We start from the raw sequence: 18,295 nt of genomic DNA, 5'->3' as shown, positions 1-18,295 counted from the left end.
GATGAACCAAACCGCCATGGCCCGTAGTTGGGTCGAACACGCCAACGGGCATCGCGATTTCCCCCTGCAGAACCTGCCGTTGGGCATTTTCAGCCCAGCGGGCCAGACGCCACGCTGCGGCGTGGCCATCGGTGATGCAATTCTCGATCTGGAGGCGGTGCTGGCCCTGGGCCTTCTGGAGGGGGAGGCCAAGGTGGCCGTCGAGGCCACCCGAGGCGGTGCGCTGAATGCCTTCTTCGCCCTTGGTCGAGGGCCGCGCGTGGCCTTGCGCGAGCGTTTGCAGGCATTGCTGGGCGAACACAGTGCGCATCAGCAGGCGCTTACCAGCGCGCTGCATGCGGTGCACGCGTGCCAGATGCACCTGCCGGCCAAGGTGGGTGACTACACCGATTTCTACGTGGGCATCGAGCATGCCCGCAACGTCGGCAAGCTGTTCCGCCCAGACAACCCGCTGCTGCCCAACTACAAGCATGTGCCGATTGCCTACCATGGCCGTGCGTCCACCCTGCGCCCGTCCGGTACCCCAGTGCGCCGTCCCAAGGGTCAGACCTTGCCGGCCGGGCACAGCGAACCGGCCTTCGGTCCCTGTGCACGGCTGGACTATGAGCTGGAATTGGGCATCTGGATCGGCCAGGGCAACGAGATGGGCCAGGCCATCGCCATTGGCGATGCCGCCGAGCACGTGGCGGGCTACTGCCTGCTCAACGACTGGTCGGCGCGCGACATCCAGGCCTGGGAGTACCAGCCGCTCGGTCCGTTCCTGTCCAAGAGTTTCATCACCACGCTGTCGCCCTGGGTGGTGACGGCCGAGGCCCTGGCGCCGTTCCGCAGCGCCCAGGCACCGCGTCCGGAAGGTGATCCGCAGCCGCTGCCGTACCTGTACGACGAACGCGACCAGGCCCAAGGTGCCCTGGACATCGAGCTGGAAGTGCTGTTGCTCACCGAGCGCATGCGCGACGAAGGCCTGCCGGCCCATCGCCTGACCTTGAGCAACAGCCGCAGCATGTACTTCACCGTGGCGCAGATGGTCACTCACCATAGTGTCAATGGCTGTCAGTTGCAGCCGGGCGACCTGTTCGGTTCCGGCACCTTGTCGGGCGCCGAGCCCGGCTCGTTCGGCAGCCTGCTGGAGATCACCGAGGGCGGCAAGCAGCCGGTGCAACTGGCCAGCGGCGAGGTGCGCACATTCCTCGAGGACGGCGACGAGATCATCCTGCGTGCCCGTTGCAGCCGTGAAGGCGCTGCCAGCATCGGCTTCGGGGAGTGTCGCGGCAGGATCGTCGCGGCCAACTGAGGAGGGCAGGGCGATGCAACTGTTCACCTACTACCGCTCCACATCGTCGTATCGGGTGCGCATCGCCCTGGCGCTCAAAGGCCTTGGCTATCAGGCGCTGCCGGTCAATCTGCTGCAAGGCGAGCAGCGCGGCGCCGACTACCTGGCACTCAACCCGCAGGGCCGGGTGCCGGCGCTGCGCTGCGACAGCGGCGCGCTGCTGGTGCAGTCGTCGGCGATCATCGAGTACCTGGAAGAGTGCTTTGCCGACCCTGCGCTATTGCCCCAGGGCGCCGAGGCACGCGCCAGGGTACGCGCGGTGGCCGCGCTCATCGGCTGCGACGTGCATCCGCTGCACAACGTCAGCGTGCTCAACCACCTGCGTCAGCTCGGCCACGACGAGGTGCAGGTCAAGCAGTGGATCAGCCACTGGATCAGCCAAGGGTTGGCGGCGGTGGAACGGCTGATCGGCGATGAGGGCTTTTGCTTCGGCACGGCGCCGGGGCTGGCGGATGTGTACCTGCTGCCGCAGGTGTACGCGGCTGAGCGATTCGAGGTCGACTTGGCGCCGTTTGCGCGCATTCGTCGTGTCGCTGCCCTGGCTGGGCAGCATCCGGCATTCATCGCCGCGCATCCGGCGAATCAAGCCGATACCCCTTGAATCAGTGGATCGAGCGCGTGGCCGTGGGCAGTTGTCCGAGGCGATCGCTGAGTTTCAGGCGCTGCATCGGATCATCGGTCAACAGCAGCGCGTGCTCCAGGTCGAAGCGCTCGGCCTGGGGACAATCCAGTTGCTGGTAAAGCGCGGCGCGGGTCAGGTAGTCGGTGACCTGTACCGGCCCCAACTGCATCACCCGCTCGGCATCGATCAGCGCGGCCAGGGGCTTGTCGTTGCTGATGTGCAACTGGCGCAGGTTGCGTGACAGGCGCTGCAACATCAGCGCTGGCGTGGCGCCGCGCAGGTGCTCGGCGCTCAGGGTCGTCTGCGGACCGTACTGGCGGGCCAGCAGTTCGCGGCAGTCGTTGGGGTACAGGCGTCGGCCACCGCAGGGGTCGAGCAGATGATCCGCCCCCGGCACCCGCAGCAGGAAGTGGCCGGGGAAGTTCACCCCTTCCAGCGGAATCGACAAGCGTCGTGCCAGCTCCAGCGTAAGAATCGCCAGCAGCAACGGCTGGCCGCGTCGGCGCTGCAGCACGTTGTCCATCAGCGCAGCCTGGGGCCGCAGCGGATGGAACTCGTCCTGCTGGAAACCCAGGGCACTGAGTTGGCGCAACAGCGGCTGAGCCAGCTCGACCACTGGCAGTATCGGCAGGCGGGCATTGATGTCCTGATACAGGCCGTTGAATTGGCTGATGCAGGCAGGCACATCCACGTCGCGGTGGTGCTCCGCGGCGATCCACAAGGTGGCTTCCAGCAGGGCGACCGGTGAGCGGTCGAGGCAGGCCAGGCAGGCGTGACGTGGGTTCATGGGACTTCTCCGCACACACAAATGCCCTGTCTCGAAAATCCGCGGTTTCAGTTGGGCCGAGTGGCTTGGGGGGAAGCGGTCACTGGCAAACCTGAGCAGCACATGTTCGAGACAGGACACTTGAGGTGTAGCCTCGGTAGGCGCGTTCGTCCAGTGGTCTGGCCGACGTCCGGGCGATGGCGAACTGCCTATACTGGATGAGCACCGCGAAGGGGAGCCCGTCGATGTTCGCGCTCATGCAAAGCACCCGCACCCAGTCCCTGCACCTGTGGACCGATCCGGACACGGGCCTCAAGGCCGTGGTGGCCATCCACAGCCAGCACCTGGGACCGGCATTGGGCGGCTGTCGCTACCTGCCCTACGCCGATGAGCAGCGTGCACTGAGCGAGGCGGTGCAACTGGCGCAGGTGATGAGCTACAAGGCGGCGTTGGCCGGTTTGCCGTTCGGCGGGGGCAAGGCGGTGATCCTGCGCAATGTCTATGTCGAGAATCGGGCGGCGTTGTTCGAGGCATTCGGGCGCTTCGTCGACACCCTGCAAGGGCGTTTCATTACGGCGGTGGACAGCGGCACGTCCGTTCAGGACATGGACTGCATCGCCCGAGCCACGCCCCATGTCAGCAGCACGACAGCCTGCGGCGATCCTTCGCCGCACGCAGCGTTGGGGGTGTTCGCGGGGATTCGCGCCACGGCCATGGCGCGCCTGGGCAGCGACAACTTCGAAGGGCTGCGGGTGGCCGTGCAGGGCCTGGGCAACGTGGGCTATGCACTGGCCGAGCAACTGCATGCGGCCGGCGCCGAACTGCTGGTCAGCGACCTGGACCCCGGGCGGGTGAGGCTGGCGGTGGAGCAGCTCGATGCGCATCCCGTGGCGCACGACGCGCTGATCAGCACGCCCTGCGACCTGTTCGCACCCTGCGGTGTCGGGCCGGTGCTCAATGCACAGAATGTGATGACCTTGCGCTGCGCAGCGGTGGCCGGTGCCGCCAACCAGCAACTGGCCGACTTGCAGGTGGCCGACCGACTGGAGACGCGCGGGATTCTCTATGCGCCAGAGTATGTGATCAACGCCGGTGGCCTGATTCACGTGGCCCTGACCCACCGTGGCGCCGACCCACGCACCATCACCGCGCATCTGGCCCGCATTCCCGAGCGGCTGACCGAAGTGTTCGCCCACGCCCAAGCCGAAAAACGCTCGCCTGCGCGCGTGGCGCACTGGCTTGCCGAGCGGCTGTTGTACGGCTGAGGCGCCGGTAGCGTTACGGCCTATTCGGCTTCGGCAGGCGTGTCTTCGAGCAACTCGGCCAATGCGTCGGGCTGGCTCTTGAACGCGCGGGCGAACACGTCGCGGTTCTTGGCCATGTAGATACCCGCTTCCTCCACCTGCTGCTCGTTCAGCGACGGCACGGCTTTTTGCAGGACTTCGGCCAGGCGCTCGGCCAATTCGAGCATCTTGTCATGGCGATCGGCTTCGGCTTTATCCATGAACAAACGCTCCGGGTCGCGGCTGCTGCGGTACACCACTTCGACGGCCATTCATCACCTCTGTGCCTTTTGCGTATGTGGGTTAGAAAATGTGGGGTGCACGATAACTGTATTTTTATACAGTGTCGAGCCTAGTCTATCGCCATCGACCTGGCGAGTGGCCATTTGATTTTAGCGGCCGCAGTGTCGCCAACTGATGACCACAGGTGTCGTGCGGCACTTGGCCGCCTTCCAAGCACGGGGCCTGGCCCTTTAACTGCATGCCACAAGCGTCACAAGGCTGACGCATCATGCTGCCTGTCGTCATGGGGAATCGAACGATCGTGAACATCAAATGGGCTGAAAAGCTGCGCAAGGGCCTGCACGGCTCCGCCGACTCACTGGGCAACCTGTGCGTCGAGTCCTTCCACTACCTGGCGTTGTTCGGCATCGGGGCGATCACCGCCTACGCTGCGGTGCTGACTTTCATCGACATGCTGTCCAAGGGCGGCATCAGCGTCGATGACATCCTGCTGTTGTTCATCTACCTGGAGCTCGGGGCGATGGTGGGGATCTATTTCAAGACCAACCACATGCCCATCCGCTTCCTGCTCTACGTGGCGATTACCGCGCTCACCCGCCTGCTGATCGGCGATGTGTCGCACCACAAGGCGCCGGACGTGGGGCTGCTGTACGTCTGCGGAGGGATTCTGCTGCTGGCGTTCGCGATCCTGGTGGTGCGCTACGCCTCGTACCGCTATCCGTCGACCCGGGTGATCGACGCCAGCGGCAAGGACATGGACGACGGCAAGGTCTGACGCTTAGCGCGCGATGCCCGCCATCTGCAGTACCCGCTCATGGGCACCGCGGTCGGTCATGGCGGCCAGCAGTTCCAGCGCGTCTTCGCCCTGCTCGATGGCCAGTCCCAGGCGGATGCTGTCGACCACACGGCGCAGGCGCACCGGGTCGTTGCGCTGCGCGGCGCTGATCAGGCGTTTGGCGACCACGCCGGTGTCCTTGGACAGGGTCAGCATGATGCTGCCGTCCAGGCGTTCGATACTGAGGTTGACCCGGTAGTGCGGGGCAAAGGCGTCGCTGATCAGGTCGAAGGGATTGGTCATGGGCCTGCATCTTCGCAAAGGTGTGCAAGCATTGACCGAAGGACAGGGCAGATGGTTCAGCGTCGTCGCTGAGGTGACCCGCGTCAGGGCTCCCTGCATGCTCTGAAAGCCGCACACGAAAACGCCCGGTGCAGTGCACCGGGCGTTTTCAGTGAACCGTCATTCTTCTTCGACGGGCTGCAACACGCTGCGCTTGCTGCGCAGCTTGCCGAACAGATGTTCCAGGGCATTGTTCAGCTTGTTCGCCGCGCCTTCGATCGCATGGTCCAGCGAATCGGCGGTGTGGCTGACGGAAATCGGTTGATGGCCTTTTGGCCGCGCCTCCATTTGGCAGCGTTTGTCTTGCGGACCGGCCTTGTCGCCGTTCTCGTCACGCAAGTGGACCTCGATGCGGGTGAGGTCATCCTCGTAGCGCTGCAGCGTACTTTCCAGCGTGCTGCGGACCCATTCGTTCAGACGGCTGCTGCTGTCGATATGGTTGCTGCTGTTGACCTGGATTTGCATGATTCAATCCTTATTCAGCTTGCTCGCGTGGAGGCGTGCTCAGGCCCTTGAGGCCCCTGGAAATGCTTCGCCTCTTGACTCTAAAGTCAGGCAAGCGCCAAGGGATTTCAACCCCTGGCTGAAAATAAATGTTCTGTTGCATTCGCGCCCGCGCTGCGACGGGCGAGTCTCTGGAGGCGGACCGTCTCGAAGCTTTGCTTATGAGAATTGAAATCATTACTATTGCACGTCTTCATCTTCGCTTCGGACCGCCGCACCATGAAAAGCCAAGCCGCCGGCCTGCCTTTGCGCTATCGCCTGGCCGTCACCTCGCGCAGCCTCGCCGCCTTGTTCGGCGGTTATCTGCTGGCTTCGGCGGTGAGTGTCTGCACCAGCCTGCTGATGCCCGGCGCCCAGGTCGATGCGGCGCTGACCGGGATGATGCTGTCGTTCGTGTTCTACGTGCTCGCCTTCCTCTGGTGCTTCGCTTGCCGTAGCGCGCTGCGCGCCTGGCTGGGCGTGCTGCTGCCGGCGTTGGCGTTGGGCGCGGTCGGTGTCTTGGCCTGGTGGGTGAAGCAGCCATGAAGGAAGGCTTCCGTCAGGCCATGGCCTGGTTGCACACCTGGACCGGGTTGATATTCGGCTGGCTGCTGTTCGCCATCTTCCTCACCGGCACGCTGTCGTACTTCAAGGAAGAGATCACCCACTGGACCAAGCCCGAGATCCAGAGCCATCCGTTGAACCGGGCCGCGAGCCTCGATCTGGCCCAGCGCTACCTGCAAGACCATGCCGCCCAGTCCAGCACCTGGTTCATTCGCCTGCCCAGCGAGCGCGAGGCGGCCTTGAGCGTTGGCTATCGTGAGCCCGAGCATTCGGGGCGACGCGGCTTCAACGGCCAGGAACTGGATGCTGCCAGCGGCCAGCCGGTCGAAGGTCGCGACAGTCGGGGAGGCGAATTCTTCTATCGCTTCCATTTCCAGTTGGAGATGCCACACCCCTGGGGCCGCTGGTTGTCGACATTCTGCGCCTTCATCATGCTGCTGGGGCTGGTGACCGGCATCATCACCCACAAGAAAATCTTCAAGGAATTCTTCACCTTCCGACCCGGCAAGGGCCAGCGCTCGTGGTTGGACGGCCACAACGCCATCGGCGTGCTGGTGCTGCCGTTTCACCTGATGATCAGCTACAGCAGCCTGGTGATCTTCATGTACATGGTGATGCCTGCCGGGATTCTCGCCAGTTATGGCGACACCAACGGTTACTTCAACGACTTGTTCGGGCGCGACGAAAGCATCGAACGCGTCGGCGTTGCCCCGCAGGTGCCGCTCTCGACCCTGTATCACAAGGTGCTGGAGCAAGCGCCGGGCGCACAGATCAATCTGATTCGTGTGGAGAATCCGGGCGATGCCAGCGCGCGGGTCACCCTCAGCCGCGCCTCGGCCGACAGCGTCGCCTACAGGCGCAGCGCCAACTGGACCTTCAACGGCGCCGACGGCGCGCTGCTGTCGCAGGGCGCGGCGGAAAGCGCGGCGATGATGACCTCCTTCACCTTCGTCGGCCTGCACATGGGTAATTTCGCTGGCCCCTGGCTGCGCTGGCTGTATTTCGTGTTCGGCGTCGCCGGCACGGCGGTGATCGGCACGGGCTTGGTGATGTGGCTGGGCAAGCGCCAGCTCAAACACGCCAAGCGCGAGCGTCAGCCGCCCGAACTGCGCCTGGTCGAGGTGCTCAACATCGCCAGCATGGCCGGGCTGCTGCTCGGCGTGGCCGCGTTCTTCTGGGCCAATCGGCTGGTGCCGGTGGCGCTGGAAGGCCGCGCCGAGTGGGAGATCAGGGCCTTCTTCGTGGCTTGGGGACTGTCGCTGGTGCATGCCACGCTGCGCCCCGGCCGGCGTGCCTGGGGCGAGCAGTTGGCCCTGGGCGCGGCGGCGTTCGGCCTGCTGCCGCTGCTCAACGGCCTCACCACCGGCCAGGGCCTGAACCATTCGATCGCCGTGGGCGATTGGGCCATGGCCGGCTTCGACCTCACCGCCCTGGGCACTGGGCTGTTCCTGGCCTGGGCGGCAGCGAAGATGTTGCGCGCGCCCAAGCCCGTGGCCAAGCGGGCGGCCCGTGACAAGGCCGCCAGTCCTACTCTGGAAGCGAACTGATGCTGAGCGTTGCCCTGTTCAACTTCGCGGCGCTGGTCGCCCTGTGCCTGGCCATGGACAAGCACTTCACCGAGTTGCTCGCACGCAAGCCACGCGCAGTGGAATTGCGGGTCTTGCGCGTGGGCGGCGCGACGCTGTTGCTGCTGGCGCTGCTGCTGGCCGTGCACCTGCGTGGGCTGGCGTTGGGGCTGGTGGAGTGGACGGCGCTGCTCATGGCCGGTCTGACCCTGTGGGTGTTCGGCCTGCCCTACCTGCCGCGCGTGCTGCTGGGCCTGGCGGGCGCCAGCCTGGTGCTGGCGCCGCTGCTGGCGGTGTTCGCCGCGTGAGTGAGCCGGAACTCGACGAGGCCGGTGGTCGGGCGCGCTTCGTTCAGGTGTTCCTGGCCCAGCGTGGACGCATGGAGGCCTTGGTCAGTCGGCGCGTGGGCTGTCGCGCCACGGCTTCGGACCTGGTCCAGGAACTGTTCCTGCGCTTCTGGCGCCGACCTACGGTCAAGGTCGAAGCGTTGGACACCTACCTGCTGCGCTGCGCGGGTAACCTGGCCATCGACCACTTGCGCAGCGAAGGCAGTCGCGGGCGGGTGGCCGAGGGGCTTTATCTGGACGATGAAGAGCCGTCGGCCCAGGCGCCCGAGCAGGCGCTGGAGGTCGATCACGACCTGCGCCGAATCGAACAGGCCCTGCGCGATCTGCCCGAGCGCACCCGGCAGATTTTCCTGCTCAACCGTATTCACGGCTGCAAGTACGGCGAGATCGCCAAGGCCATGAAGCTGTCCCAGAGTGCGGTGGAAAAGCATATGATGCGCGCCCTCGAAGCGTGCAAGGCGAGTGTCGCCGAGCCCGCCACCGCAACGCGCAGGCCAGGGAGCGAGCGCCGATGAGTCCGTCCGAGCCGATCACCGCCGAGCAGTCGCGCATGGCCCTGGGCTGGCTGAGTCGTATCAACGAGCAGCCAGCCGCCGCCAACGGCGCGGCGTTCAAACGCTGGTTGCTGGCGCACCCGGCGCACCGTGACGCCTACGCCGAGGCCCAGGCTCTGTGGCACCAGAGCGAGGGCCCGGCGCTGCGCCTGGCCGATGAGGAGCAGGCGCAACTGCAGCAGTATCTCCAGGCCATGCGCCCGTCATCGACGCGTCGGCGCTGGCGGGGAGCCGCGCTGGCGGCGGCGGCCTGCCTGGTGCTGGCGCTGGGCAGCCTGGCCGGCTGGCAGCCGCAGTTCTGGCTGCAGGATCTGCGCGCCGATTACCGCAGCGCGGCGCAGGTGCGGCAGGTCACGCTCAGCGACGGTTCGCGCCTGACCTTGGATGCCGGCAGCGCCGTGGCCCTGGACTTCGCCGCCGGCCAGCGCCGTGTGCGCCTGTTGCGCGGTGCGGCGTTCTTCGAGGTGACCCACACCGGCGCGCCATTCCTGGTGCAGGCCGCTGGCGGCGAAGTCCGGGTGCTGGGCACGCAGTTCGAGGTGCGCGAGCGCGGCGACAGCGCCGAGGTCACCGTGCGCAGCGGACGCGTGGCGGTGACGCCGGCGCCGGGCGCGACAGCGCGCGAACTGGTCGCCAATCAGCAACTGCGTTATGCCGATGGTCACGCCGGAGAAATGCAGACGGTGGACAGCGACAGCCGGCTGGCGTGGCGTCAGGGCTGGCTGAACTACTACCAAGTGCCGTTGGCGCAGGTGGTCGACGACCTGCAGCGCTATTACCCAGGACGCCTGCTGCTGCTCGACGACGCGTTGGCGCAGCGCCCGGTCAGCGGCAGTTTCCCGGTACAGGAGCCGTTGCAGGCCCTGGCGTCGCTGGGCAAGGTGCTGGGTTTCACGCCGCAGACCTTCCTGGGCCGGGTGACGATCATTCGCTGAGTGCAGCAGGCCCGGGGCGCCGTCGAAAAATATTTTCAAAAGCGGGTGAGGTGGAACGGGCTCGCATCCGTGTAGTGAGTGAAAGTGCGATTCATTCGCAATCAACCCGTTTCCTCACAGGTCTGCGTCCATGAAGTTCACCCCGCGTTGCGTCCCTCTCTGGTTCGGTCTTTGCGCCTCGTCCCTGCTGACGCAGGCGCCACTGGCCCGTGCGGCCGAGCAGGTCCAGCTGTTCACCTTCGCCCAGCCCGCCCAGCCTCTGGCCCAGGCACTGGCGGCGTTCAGCCAGACCACCGGGCAGAGCGTGGTGTACACCCTGGCGCTGTCCGGCCAGCAGGCACCGGCGCTGAACGGCGCATTGAGCGCCGAACAGGCCTTGCAGCAGTTGCTCGGCCAGTCGGGTCTGATCTGGCGTCGTCTCGACGCCCGCACCTTCACCCTGGAGGCGATGGATACCGCTGGCGCCGTCAGCCTGCAAGCCACCAACGTCACCTCGCAGTTGGACAACTTCAGTTACCAGCCGCCGGCCAGCGCCTCGATCATGCGCGGCCAGGGCCCGAACCTGGAGATCCCCCACGCGATCAACGTGGTGTCTGCCCAGGTGCTGCGCGACCAGGCCCCGCGCAACCTCGACGACGCGTTGGCCAACGTCAGCGGCATCACTCAGGGCAACAACTTCGGCGGCACCGCCGACACGGTGATGAAGCGCGGCTTCGGCGACAACCGCGACGGCTCGATCATGCGCGACGGCATGCCGCTGGTGCAGGGCCGCAGCCTCAACGCCACCACCGAGCGGGTCGAAGTTCTCAAAGGCCCGGCCTCGCTGCTCTACGGCATCCAGGATCCGGGTGGGGTGATCAACGTGGTCAGCAAGCGCCCACAGATGCAGCAGTACAACGCCTTGACCGTGCGCGGCTCCAGCTACGGCAGTGGCAAGAACGGCAGTGGCGGCAGCTTCGACAGTACCGGCGCGCTGGGCGACAGCAACCTGGCCTATCGCCTGATCGTCGACCACGAGGACGAAGACTACTGGCGCAATTTCGGCGTGCACCGCGAGTCGCTGGTGGCGCCGTCGCTGGCCTGGTACGGCGAAGACACCCAGGTGACCTTCGCCTACGAGCACCGCGAGTTCCTCTCGCCATTCGACCGTGGTACGGCGATCAGCAACCGCACCAACCACCCGCTGGACATCCCGGCCACTCGTCGCCTGGACGAGAAGTTCAACGACATGGAAGGGCGCTCGGACCTGTATCGCCTGGAAGTCGACCACCAGTTGGCCGATGACTGGAAAGTGCACATGGGCTACAGCTTCAACCGCGAAACCTACGATGCCAGCCAGGTGCGGGTGACCGGCGTCAACGATGCCCTTGGCACCTTGAACCGCAGCATCGACGGCACCCATGGCGCCATGAGTCGCGACCAGTTCGCCACCTTGAGCCTGACCGGCAACGTGCAACTGGCCGGCATGCAGCACGACCTGCTGCTGGGCATGGACCACGAAGACCGCAAGGTCTACCGCGCCGACCTGATCCGCCAGGCCAGTCGCTCGAGGTTCAGCTACCTGAACCCGATCTATGGTCGTGAGCCCGAAGGCACGACCGTGCGCGCCAGCGACAGCGACCAGACCGACAAGCTGCGCACCGACTCGCTGTTCGCCCAGGACGCCGTGCACCTGGACGATCACTGGATCGCGGTGGCTGGCGTGCGCCTGCAGCAGTACGACCAACTCGCCGGACGCGGACGCCCCTTCAACACCAATACCGATACCCGCGACCACGCTTGGACCCCGCATGCCGGGCTGGTCTACAAGGTCGATGAGCAGTTGTCGTTCTATGGCAGCTACAGCGAGTCGTTCAAGCCCAACTCCAGCATCGCGCCGTTGACCGGTGGGCGGGTGCTCGATGCCTCCATCGCGCCGGAGGAGGGCAAGGCCTGGGAGCTGGGCGCCAAGCTCGATATTCCGGGTCAGATCACCGGCACCCTGGCGTTGTTCGACATCACCAAGCGTAACGTGCTGGTGGCCAACCTCGATCCACGCTCGGGCGAAACCCTCTACAGCAACGCCGGCGAGGTCAATTCGCGCGGCGTCGAACTCGACCTGAGTGGCCAGCTCAGCGAGCGCTGGAGCCTGATCGGCAGCTACGCCTTCACCGATGCCGAAGTCACCAAGGATCCGGCGCTCAAGGGCAATCGCCTGCAGAACGTGGCGCGCCACAGCGGCTCGCTGTCGGCGGTGTACGACTACGGCAGCCTGTTCGGCGGCGACCGCCTGCGCCTGGGCGCCGGTGCGCGCTACGTGGGCGAGCGTGCCGGCAACCCGAGCAACGACTTCGACCTGCCGGCCTACACCGTGGCCGACGCCTTCGCCAGCTACGAAACCCAGTTGGACGCGCACAAGGTGCGCCTGCAACTGAACGTGAAGAACCTGTTCGACAAGGTCTACTACAGCTCGGCGGTGAACCGTTACTTCGTCGCCATCGGCGATGCACGCCAGGTCAGTCTGTCGAGCACCTTGGAGTTCTGACGCCCCGCTGAACGCGCAGGCTCAGGCGAACGCGGCGCGATACGCTCCCGGCGTAGCGCCGAGGGCCTGGCGGAAGCGGTTGCTGAAGTGACTGGCGCTGGCGAAGCCGCACAGCAGCGCCACCTGCCCCAGCGGCAGGTCGCCCTGGCGCAGCAGGCGGCACGCCAGCTCCAGGCGCCGCGCCAGCAGGTACTGGTGTGGCGGCAGGCCGAAGCTTTCGCGGAACATCCGCGCGAAGTGATATTCGGACAGGTTGCAACGCTGCGCCAGATCCGCCAGGGCCAGCGGCTGGTCGAGATGCGCCTCGATGTAGTCGGTCAGTTGCCTGCGCTGGTGCGGCGCCAGCCCGCCTTTGAGCCGCAAGCCCTGGCGCAGCCCGACCTGGCCGAGCACGGCGTGGTCGACGATGGCATGCGCCAGGCTGCTGGCCAGCAGGCGCTCGCCCGGCTCGTCCCAGCCCAGGTCGATCAATTGACGAAAGCGCAAGGCTTGCTGCGGCGCGTCGATGAAGATCGCTTCGTGCAACTGCATCTGCCGCGGCTCGCGGTCCAGCAGGCGCAGGCAACCGAGGGCGAAGCGTTCTTCGCTGATGTACAGGTGGGCCAGGCGGATGCTGCCGTCGATCACCCAGTTGGACTCATGGCCGGCCGGCATGATGCACAGCTTGCCCGGCGCGCCTTTGTCGGCGGGGCGCTGGCGGCGATAGGTGCCCGTGCCATCGGCGATGTAGCACGACAGCGTGTGGTGGCTCGGCGCTTGATAGTCGCGGGTGTCGTCCCGGTTGTTCCACAAGGCCACGGCCAGCCCCTCGCCGAGCTGCGCGCTGGACTCCAGGCGCGCACGCGGCGAGCTGTGCAGGGCATTGAACACGTGCAGTTGATGAAGTGGCGGCATCGGCGGGTTCCTCGTGACTCGCATCCTACTGCGCGGCGGGCGCGTTGCGCAGAGGGCGGAGCGCAAAAGCGCAAGTTTGTGCAAGCGCGGTGGCGCCAGCCGGTGAAGACTGCGGCGGTCGAGGTCGGGCCGTGCACGCCCAGCCGTCACTTCTCGCGCAAGGATCCACGCCATGAACCTGTCCCTGTACCTGCTCACCGTCCTGATCTGGGGCACCACCTGGATCGCCCTGAAGCTGCAACTGGGCGTGGTGGCCATCCCGGTCTCGATCGTCTACCGTTTCGCGCTGGCCGGGTTGATCCTGTTCGCCGTCCTGCTGCTGACCCGCCGCCTGCAACCGATGGGGCGGCGGGGGCACCTGATCTGTCTGGCCCAGGGCCTGTGCCTGTTCTGCGTCAACTTCATGTGTTTTCTCACCGCCAGCCAATGGATCGCCAGTGGGCTGATCGCCGTGGTGTTCTCCACGGCGACCTTGTGGAACGCCCTGAACGCGCGGCTGTTCTTCGGCCAGCGCATCGCCGCCAATGTGCTCGGCGGCGGTGCGCTGGGGCTGCTCGGCCTGGGGCTGCTGTTCTGGCCTGAACTGTCGGACCATACCGCCAGTACCGAAACCCTGGTCGGCCTGGCATTGGCGTTGTTCGGCACCTTGTGTTTCTCGGCGGGCAACCTGCTCTCCAGCCTGCAGCAGAAGGCGGGCCTGCGGCCGATGACCACCAACGCCTGGGGCATGGTCTACGGTGCGACTCTACTGGGCCTGTACTGCCTGGTCAGCGGCGTGCCGTTCAGCGTGGAATGGAACGCGCGCTATATCGGCTCGCTGCTGTACCTGGTGATTCCCGGCTCGGTGATCGCCTTCACCGCCTACCTCACCCTGGTCGGGCGGATGGGGCCGGAGCGTGCGGCGTACTGCACCGTGCTGTTCCCGCTGGTGGCGCTGAACGTCTCGGCCTTCGCCGAAGGTTACCAGTGGACGCCACCGGCGCTGCTGGGCTTGCTGGCGGTGATGGCCGGCAATGTGCTGGTGTTTCGCAAGCCACGACCGATCAAGGCGCCAGGCGCGGCATTGGCGATGAAGTGACGGGCGTGCCTGGCGGGGTTGCAGCAGATGCCAGCGCGGGAGTGTCTACACTTGGCCCACTCCCCCAGATCCCGCCAGGTAGGTCATGCAGTCAGTCTCGTCATGGAATCGCCCGCTCACCCTGCGCCAGGCGCAGTTGATCTGCCTGTGCGCGCTGGCGTTGCATGTGTTGCCGCTGATCCTCGCCGACGCGATGTACCTCGACGATGTCTGGCGGGCGCAGACCGCCATCGGTCATTGGAGCGGCGAGGGCCGTCTGCTGACCCAGTGGCTGCATGCCGGGCTGAGCTTTGCCGGTGGTGCCATCAACCTGTTTCCTTTGCCCTTGCTCTTGGCCTTGCCCGTGGCGGCCTATGCGCTGGCACGACTGGCCGTGCACTATTTCGTCGAGCCGCGACCGAGCGATCTGCTGGTAGTGCTGCCGCTGTGGTACAGCCCGTTCTTTTTGCAGAACCTGTCGTACCAGTACGACGGCCCGGCGATGGCGCTGGGGGTGTCGGCGATGGTCCTGGCCATTACCGTTGGGCCGCGCCGCCTGTTGGCTGGCGCGGCGCTCATCGCCTGCGGCCTGGGCTTTTATCAGGTGACGCTGAACCTGTTCGTCGGCCTGTGCTGTATCGAGGCGGTACGCGGGCTGCTCCGTGGCGATGAACTGACGAAGGTGCTCGGGGCAGCGGGGCGGCGGCTGCTTCAGGCGCTGTCGGGCGGGGTGCTGTACCTGCTGCTGGCGTTGCCGTGGATGTCCGGGCAGCGCCTGGCGTTGCTGGCGTTCGATTCGGCATGGCCCGGCGAAGTGCTGCGGCGGCTGGGCGTGGTGTTCGAGCATGTTGCGCTGCTGTTCACGCCCGGCAACCTGATCCTGGCTATCGGGCTTGGGCTGCTGGCGCTGATCGGCGTAATGCGCGCGGTCCCGGCGCTGCGCAGCGCGTACGGAGTGGGCGGGTTGCTGGTGCGGGGCATCGGCCTGTTGCTGGTGCTGCTTGTGCTGCTCAGCATGACCTCGGGGATCATGCTGATCTTCGCCTACTTCATTCATGGTGCGCGCACCTTGATGGGCTTTGCCTGCGTGCTGGTACTGCTGCTTTACCTCGCTCGGCGCGGCCTGGGCGAGGCCTCGCCCCACCGCGCCCTGATCCTCGGCCTGCCGCTGTTATCGATGCTGTCGCTGGCCTATGCCTATGGCCGCGTGCTGGAGGCGCAGAAAGCGCAGACGGCGGCCATCGCCCAGTACATCGGCCAGGACATCCTCAGCCACCCCGAGCTGGACAAGGCGCGGGCCTTCTATCTGCTCGAGTCGAACCAGTCCGACGGTTGGCTGCCGGCCGCCTCTGGTGCGCTGACGCGGGCGCCGCTGCTCGCGTTCATTCGCAGTTCCGATTTCGTCCTGCTGCCGGAGATGATGACGCTGGTCGGCATGGGCCAGTTCTACCTCAACAGCAGCGCCAACCAGAGCCCGCCACCGGCCTGGCAGGCCGACGCGCTGGCGGCTCGGGGCGGCACGCCGGTGGTCGACAACCGCTTCTATCGCATCTACCTGATCGACCAGCAGGGCTACGTGGTGACCAAGCCGCAGCGCCGCCCCTGGACACTGCCATGACCCTACCCGTGCATGGCTTGTGGCGGCAGATGCGTCGCTATGCCCTGGTCGGGGTGGGCAACACCTTGACCCACTGGGCGGTGTTCTTCGGCCTCTACCTGCTGCTGGGCCTGCGCCAGGCCACCAGCAACCTGCTGGCCTTCCTGGCCGCCGCAAGCCTGTCGTACTACGTCAACGCCCGCTACACCTTCGCCGCACGCCCCAGCAAGCGCCGCTACCTGCTGTTCATGTCCGGCATGGGCGCCTTGAGCCTGGCCCTGGGCGCGATTTCCGACTGGGCGCAATTGTCGCCGTGGTTGACGCTGTCGAGCTTTTCCGCGCTGAGCCTGGTGTTGGGCTACAGCTTCTCACGCCGTGTGGTCTTCAGAGGAAGGACGCCATGAACATCACCTTGATCGTGCCGGTGTACAACGAGCAGGACACCCTCGAGCACTTCTACCGCACCGTGCGCGCCGAGCCGTCGCTGCAGGGCATGACGGTGGAGATCCTGTTCGTCAACGACGGCAGCAGCGACGACACCGAAGCCCTGTGCGCGGAACTGGCGCTGCGCGACGAGTGGGTGACGGTGATCAACTTCTCGCGCAACTTCGGCAAGGAGTCGGCGCTGTTCGCCGGACTGGAGTACGCCGATGGCGATGCCATGGTGCCGATCGACGTGGACCTGCAAGACCCCATCGAGCTGATCGCGCAGATGGTCGAGCGCTGGCGCCAGGGCGCCGACGTGGTCCTGGCCAAGCGCCGCAGCCGCAACGCCGACACCCCACTCAAACGCTGGACCGCGCGCCTGTACTACCGGCTGCACAACCGCATCGCGTCCACCCATATCGAGGAGAACGTCGGCGACTTCCGCCTGCTCGACCGCAAGGTGGTCGCGGCGATCCGCCAGTTGCCGGAGCAGCAGTTGTTCATGAAGGGCGTGCTGTCGTGGGTGGGTTTTCGCACCGAGATCATCGAGTACGACCGCCCGCCACGGGTGGCGGGGGAGAGTAAGTTCGGCCTGTGGCGGCTGTGGAACCTGGCGCTGGACGGCATCACCTCGTTCAGCACGGTGCCGCTGCGCTTGTGGACCTACATCGGCGCCGCGGTGTCGCTGTTCGCGCTGTTCTTCGCCGTGTACCTGATCGTACAGAAGGTGCTGTGGGGCGTGGACCTGCCAGGCTATCCGTCGCTGCTGTCGGCGATCCTGTTCCTCGGCGGGGTGCAACTGATCGGTATCGGCATCCTGGGCGAGTACGTGGGGCGCATCTACCAGGAGACCAAGCACCGTCCGCGCTACGTGGTGCGCAAGGTGCAGGGGCGGCGGCGGCAGCCGCGCGCCCCGGTGACGACGCCGTCCGTGTAGCCGGCGCCGATCGTCTCAGCCCTTCCACACCTGCGGATTGACCAGATCGCGCGGCCGCTCGCCGAGCAGCGCCGCCCGCAGGTTGTCGAGGGCGCGGTTGGCCATGGCCTCGCGGGTTTCGGCGGTGGCCGATCCTACGTGAGGCAGGGTCAGGGCGTTGGGCAGCGTGAACAGCGGCGAGTCGGCCAGCGGCTCTTTCTCGTACACGTCCAGTCCGGCGCCGCGAATCGTACCGGCTTGCAGCGCTTCGATCAGCGCTGCCTCGTCCACCACCGGGCCTCGGGCGATGTTGATCAGGAACGCGCTGGGCTTCATCAGTTTCAGTTCGCGGGCGCCGATCAGCTTGCGCGTAGCGTCGGACAGCGGCACCACGATGCAGACGAAATCGGCTTCGCCCAGCAACTGCTCCAGGCTGCGGTATTGCGCGCCCAGTTCCTGCTCCAGCGCCGGCTTGCGGCTGTTGCCGGCGTACAGCACCGACATGCCGAAGCCGAGCCGTCCGCGTCGGGCGATGGCCGCGCCGATGTTGCCCAGGCCGACGATGCCCAGGGTCTTGCCGTGCACGTCGCTGCCGAACTGCGCCGGTCCGACGCTGGCCTGCCAGTGCCCGGCCTTGGTCCAGGCATCGAGCTCGGCGGTGCGCCGGGCGCAGCCCATGATCAGTGAAAAGCCCAGGTCGGCGGTGCTTTCGGTGAGCACGTCGGGGGTATTGGTCAGGGCGATGCCGCGTTCGTTGAAGTAGTCTAGGTCGTAGTTGTCGTAGCCCACCGAGACGCTGGACACCACCTCGAGCTTGCCCGCGCCTTCGAGCTGCGCGCGGCCCAGCTTGCGGCCGACGCCGATCAGCCCGTGGGCCTCGGGCAGCGCCTCGTTGAACTGGGCGCTGATGTCGCCGAGCTTGGGGTTGGGCAGGATCACGTTGAAATCCTGCTGCAGGCGCTCGGCCATGGCCGGCGTGATACGGCTGAAAGCCAGGACGGTCTTTTTCATGGGCTACTCCTTGGGAAGCGCTACACGCTACGCGTTTACGGCGGCGAGAAAAAGCGGC

General features: G+C 66.1%; 20 protein-coding genes. 14 read left to right on the top strand and 6 right to left on the bottom strand.

The window, feature by feature from the left end:
* The first annotated feature begins 1 nt into the window (after position 1).
* Together fahA and maiA are read left to right on the top strand one after the other, a co-directional pair.
* Complete coding sequence (gene fahA, locus NJ69_RS14055) at positions 2–1,294, top strand: fumarylacetoacetase (RefSeq protein WP_039580024.1); 1,293 nt, start codon at positions 2–4, stop codon at positions 1,292–1,294.
* Positions 1,295–1,307: 13 nt separating this feature from the next.
* Complete coding sequence (maiA, locus tag NJ69_RS14050; RefSeq protein WP_039580022.1) at positions 1,308–1,934, top strand: maleylacetoacetate isomerase; 627 nt, start codon at positions 1,308–1,310, stop codon at positions 1,932–1,934.
* Position 1,935: 1 nt separating this feature from the next.
* On the opposite strand, the gene NJ69_RS14045 is transcribed toward maiA, so the two are convergent.
* Positions 1,936–2,742 (bottom strand): SirB1 family protein, encoded by an 807-nt coding sequence (locus NJ69_RS14045; RefSeq protein WP_039580019.1) that lies wholly within the window; start codon positions 2,740–2,742, stop codon positions 1,936–1,938.
* A 224-nt stretch (positions 2,743–2,966) separates the two neighbouring features.
* Between NJ69_RS14045 and NJ69_RS14040 the strand changes: the two genes are divergently transcribed.
* Positions 2,967–3,986 (top strand): Leu/Phe/Val dehydrogenase, encoded by a 1,020-nt coding sequence (locus NJ69_RS14040; RefSeq protein WP_039580017.1) that lies wholly within the window; start codon positions 2,967–2,969, stop codon positions 3,984–3,986.
* A 20-nt stretch (positions 3,987–4,006) separates the two neighbouring features.
* On the opposite strand, the gene NJ69_RS14035 is transcribed toward NJ69_RS14040, so the two are convergent.
* Positions 4,007–4,276 carry a YebG family protein gene (locus NJ69_RS14035; RefSeq protein ID WP_029615010.1) on the bottom strand — a complete coding sequence of 90 codons (270 nt, stop codon included), beginning with the start codon at positions 4,274–4,276 and terminating at the stop codon, positions 4,007–4,009.
* Between the two features lie 272 nt (positions 4,277–4,548).
* Here NJ69_RS14035 and NJ69_RS14030 point away from each other — a divergent pair, with 272 nt between their 5' ends.
* Complete coding sequence (locus NJ69_RS14030; RefSeq protein ID WP_037028783.1) at positions 4,549–5,022, top strand: phosphate-starvation-inducible protein PsiE; 474 nt, start codon at positions 4,549–4,551, stop codon at positions 5,020–5,022.
* Positions 5,023–5,025: 3 nt separating this feature from the next.
* Here NJ69_RS14030 and NJ69_RS14025 read toward each other — a convergent pair whose 3' ends face one another.
* Entirely contained in the window at positions 5,026–5,325 is a 300-nt protein-coding gene (locus NJ69_RS14025) for a DUF3509 domain-containing protein (protein ID WP_039580015.1), read from the bottom strand.
* Between the two features lie 159 nt (positions 5,326–5,484).
* Positions 5,485–5,829 carry an HPF/RaiA family ribosome-associated protein gene (locus tag NJ69_RS14020; RefSeq protein ID WP_029615012.1) on the bottom strand — a complete coding sequence of 115 codons (345 nt, stop codon included), beginning with the start codon at positions 5,827–5,829 and terminating at the stop codon, positions 5,485–5,487.
* Positions 5,830–6,087: 258 nt separating this feature from the next.
* Between NJ69_RS14020 and NJ69_RS14015 the strand changes: the two genes are divergently transcribed.
* The 6 genes from NJ69_RS14015 to NJ69_RS13990 all read left to right on the top strand — a co-directional run bounded on the left by NJ69_RS14015 (position 6,088) and on the right by NJ69_RS13990 (position 12,336).
* Entirely contained in the window at positions 6,088–6,393 is a 306-nt protein-coding gene (locus NJ69_RS14015; RefSeq protein WP_029615013.1) for a DUF3649 domain-containing protein, read from the top strand.
* The gene (locus tag NJ69_RS14010; protein ID WP_039580012.1) at positions 6,390–7,958 is read left to right on the top strand and encodes a PepSY-associated TM helix domain-containing protein; all 1,569 of its coding nucleotides are present in this window, start codon (positions 6,390–6,392) and stop codon (positions 7,956–7,958) included. The genes NJ69_RS14015 and NJ69_RS14010 overlap by 4 nt, the downstream gene beginning before the upstream one ends.
* Positions 7,958–8,284: a DUF3325 domain-containing protein gene (locus tag NJ69_RS14005; RefSeq protein WP_039580009.1), complete on the top strand. Its 327-nt coding sequence runs from the start codon at positions 7,958–7,960 to the stop codon at positions 8,282–8,284. The genes NJ69_RS14010 and NJ69_RS14005 overlap by 1 nt, the downstream gene beginning before the upstream one ends.
* Positions 8,281–8,838 carry an RNA polymerase sigma factor gene (locus NJ69_RS14000; RefSeq protein ID WP_039580007.1) on the top strand — a complete coding sequence of 186 codons (558 nt, stop codon included), beginning with the start codon at positions 8,281–8,283 and terminating at the stop codon, positions 8,836–8,838. Before NJ69_RS14005 ends, NJ69_RS14000 begins: the two co-directional genes overlap by 4 nt.
* Positions 8,835–9,812, top strand: a complete 978-nt coding sequence (locus NJ69_RS13995) for a FecR family protein (protein WP_039580004.1) — start codon at positions 8,835–8,837, stop codon at positions 9,810–9,812. Before NJ69_RS14000 ends, NJ69_RS13995 begins: the two co-directional genes overlap by 4 nt.
* Before the next feature lie 130 nt (positions 9,813–9,942).
* Positions 9,943–12,336: a TonB-dependent siderophore receptor gene (locus tag NJ69_RS13990; protein ID WP_039580001.1), complete on the top strand. Its 2,394-nt coding sequence runs from the start codon at positions 9,943–9,945 to the stop codon at positions 12,334–12,336.
* 21 nt (positions 12,337–12,357) lie between these two features.
* Here the strand turns inward: NJ69_RS13990 and NJ69_RS13985 are convergent, their stop codons facing one another.
* Positions 12,358–13,230 (bottom strand): helix-turn-helix domain-containing protein, encoded by an 873-nt coding sequence (locus NJ69_RS13985; protein WP_039580000.1) that lies wholly within the window; start codon positions 13,228–13,230, stop codon positions 12,358–12,360.
* 172 nt (positions 13,231–13,402) lie between these two features.
* Here NJ69_RS13985 and NJ69_RS13980 point away from each other — a divergent pair, with 172 nt between their 5' ends.
* The 4 genes from NJ69_RS13980 to NJ69_RS13965 all read left to right on the top strand — a co-directional run bounded on the left by NJ69_RS13980 (position 13,403) and on the right by NJ69_RS13965 (position 17,247).
* On the top strand, positions 13,403–14,308 hold the full coding sequence (locus NJ69_RS13980; RefSeq protein WP_039579997.1) for a DMT family transporter: 906 nt from the start codon (positions 13,403–13,405) through the stop codon (positions 14,306–14,308).
* Positions 14,309–14,393: 85 nt separating this feature from the next.
* Positions 14,394–15,905: a glucosyltransferase domain-containing protein gene (locus NJ69_RS13975; RefSeq protein ID WP_039579994.1), complete on the top strand. Its 1,512-nt coding sequence runs from the start codon at positions 14,394–14,396 to the stop codon at positions 15,903–15,905.
* Positions 15,902–16,288 carry a GtrA family protein gene (locus tag NJ69_RS13970; protein WP_039579991.1) on the top strand — a complete coding sequence of 129 codons (387 nt, stop codon included), beginning with the start codon at positions 15,902–15,904 and terminating at the stop codon, positions 16,286–16,288. The genes NJ69_RS13975 and NJ69_RS13970 overlap by 4 nt, the downstream gene beginning before the upstream one ends.
* A complete protein-coding gene (locus NJ69_RS13965) occupies positions 16,285–17,247 on the top strand; it encodes a glycosyltransferase family 2 protein (RefSeq protein WP_039579988.1) in 963 nt (320 codons plus the stop codon). The genes NJ69_RS13970 and NJ69_RS13965 overlap by 4 nt, the downstream gene beginning before the upstream one ends.
* Before the next feature lie 15 nt (positions 17,248–17,262).
* Here the strand turns inward: NJ69_RS13965 and NJ69_RS13960 are convergent, their stop codons facing one another.
* A complete protein-coding gene (locus NJ69_RS13960) occupies positions 17,263–18,237 on the bottom strand; it encodes a 2-hydroxyacid dehydrogenase (RefSeq protein ID WP_039579986.1) in 975 nt (324 codons plus the stop codon).
* Positions 18,238–18,295 lie beyond the last annotated feature (58 nt).

Source organism: Pseudomonas parafulva (assembly GCF_000800255.1).
Classification (GTDB): Bacteria; Pseudomonadota; Gammaproteobacteria; order Pseudomonadales; family Pseudomonadaceae; genus Aquipseudomonas; species Aquipseudomonas boreofloridensis.
This window is presented reverse-complemented; position numbering and strand designations above follow the sequence as displayed.